Origin of the sequence: Phenylobacterium sp. (genome assembly GCF_004799395.1) — a bacterium.
Classification (GTDB): Bacteria; Pseudomonadota; Alphaproteobacteria; order Caulobacterales; family Caulobacteraceae; genus Phenylobacterium.
This window is the reverse complement of sequence record NZ_SSMZ01000035.1, coordinates 1-2,012: the sequence shown is the minus strand read 5'-3', so window position 1 is coordinate 2,012 and position 2,012 is coordinate 1. Positions and strand designations below refer to the sequence as shown.

At 70.4% G+C, this 2,012-nt stretch carries 2 protein-coding genes; both read left to right on the top strand.

Going from position 1 to position 2,012, the window contains the following annotated elements:
* Positions 1 to 127: 127 nt before the first annotated feature.
* Positions 128 to 1,324: an efflux RND transporter periplasmic adaptor subunit gene (locus tag E8A12_RS02640; protein WP_293366207.1), complete on the top strand. Its 1,197-nt coding sequence runs from the start codon at positions 128 to 130 to the stop codon at positions 1,322 to 1,324.
* The coding region (locus tag E8A12_RS02635) for a TolC family protein (RefSeq protein WP_293366206.1) at positions 1,321 to 2,012 on the top strand (692 nt) is incomplete at its 3' end. The genes E8A12_RS02640 and E8A12_RS02635, both read left to right, overlap by 4 nt.

The window sequence follows — 2,012 nt, the reverse complement described above, 5'->3', positions numbered from 1 at the left end:
GGGCTGATCTTCGCCACCATCGCCACCCTGATGTTCGTCCCCGTGGTCTTCAGCCTGGTCCATCGCAAGCAGGCCGCCCCCAAGAGCGCGCCGCACGAAGGACCCGAGCCCGGGACAGGAGAAGCCTATGTCGTCTGAGCCCCCCGCTAGTCCGCACGACGTGCCCGAGGTCCTGCACCACGGCCCGCAGCGCTGGCTGAAACCCGCCGCCTTCATCGCCGCCGGCGTGGCCGCCGCCGTGGTGACGGCCGGCCTGGTCACGCGCGGCATGGCCGGTGAGGACCTGAAGGCCACGGCCTCAACGGCCGCGATCTCCACCGTCGAAGTGATCGCGCCGGTCACCGACACCGCCTCCGAGCCCCTGGTCCTGCCGGCCGACGTGGAGGCCAACGACGTGGCGGCGATCCACCCCCGCGTCAGCGGCTATATCCGCCGATGGGACGTGGACATCGGCGCCCATGTGAAGACCGGCCAGCTCCTGGCCGACATCGACACGCCGGACCTCGACCAGCAGCTCGCCCAGGCCAAGGCGGCGCTGGCCACCGCGACCGCCAAACAGGGCGTAGCCAAGACCTCCGCTGATCGCTGGAACCGCCTGCTCGCCAAGAACGCTGTCTCGCAGCAGGAGACCGATGAGAAGACCGGCGACTTCGTCGAGCGCAGCGCCGACGTCCAGGCGGCAAAGGCCGACGTCGACCGCCTGCAGGCGCTGGAATCCTTCAAGCGCATCGTCGCGCCCTTCGACGGCGTGGTGACGACGCGCACCGCCCATGTCGGCGCCCTGGTGGCGGCCGGCTCGCCCAACGATCCCGGCCTGTTCACGGTCGCCGACGTTCACCAGCTGCGCATCTATGTCCATGTCCCACAGGTCTATTCCTCCCAGCTCACGCCGGGCATGGAGGCCAGCATCACCGTGCCCGAGTATCCGGGCCGCGAATTCAAGGCGAAGCTCGCCAGCACGTCCGAAGCGGTCGGCGCGCAGTCCGGGGCGCTCACCGCCGAGCTGCATATCGACAACCCCGACCAAGCCCTGAAGCCAGGTGATTACGCCCAGGCGACGTTCAAGCTGGCACCCTCTGCGCAAGGCGTCCTGCGCCTGCCCTCAAGCGCCCTGATGTTCCGACAGAAGGGCATGGCCGTCGGGATCGTCGACGCCCAGGGCCGCGCGCGCCTGCGTTACATCACCATCCGCCACGACCTCGGCGCCACGGTCGAGATCGCCACGGGCCTGAGCCCCAGAGACCGGGTGATCGACAACCCTCCGGATTCGCTGGAAGACGGCGAGAAGGTGCGGGTGGCCGCGCCGGCGGCACGCCGCGGATGAAATCCTTTCGCATCCTCCTGGCCACCGCCGCCGCCGCGCTCCTGGCGGGCTGCTCGCTGGCGCCGCCCTACAGCCCGCCGAAGGTCAGCGTGCCGACGGCCTTCAAGGAGACCGGCCCGTGGACCGAGGCCACGCCCGCCGACCAGCTGCGCCGCGGCGCCTGGTGGCAGGCCTATGGCGACCCGCTGCTCGACCGCTACGAGACACAGCTGGCGACCGACAGCCCGACTCTCGCCGAGGCCGTGGCCCGCTACGACACCGCCCGCGCCCTGGCCCAGGAGGCCTCGTCCTACGGCCTGCCGACCATTGGCGCTGGCGGCCAGATCAGCCGCAACCGGCAGTCCAACAACCGCCCGCTACGCGGCGCGGGTCAGCCTGACATCTATTCGGCCGACACCTTGGGGTTCTCCGCCGACTACGAACTCGATCTCTGGGGCCGGGTGCGCAACCTGGTCGCCGCCGGACGCGCCGAGGCCCAGGCCAGCGCCGCGGACCTGGAGTCGGTCCGCCTCAGCCTGCAGGCCAGCCTCGCCAACGACTATGTGCGCCTGCGCAGCCTCGACGCCGAAGCGGCTCTGCTGGAGGACGCGGTTACGGCCTACACAAAGGCCTATGGCATCACCCACGACCGGTTCACCGAGGGGCTGGTGTCGGATCTGGATGTCAGCCGCGCCGAGACCCAGCTGCA

Coding starts and splice junctions, on each gene's coding strand:
- E8A12_RS02640 (WP_293366207.1), top strand. CDS start 128: ATGTCGTCTGAGCCCCCCGCTAGTCCGCACGACGTGCCCGAGGTCCTG.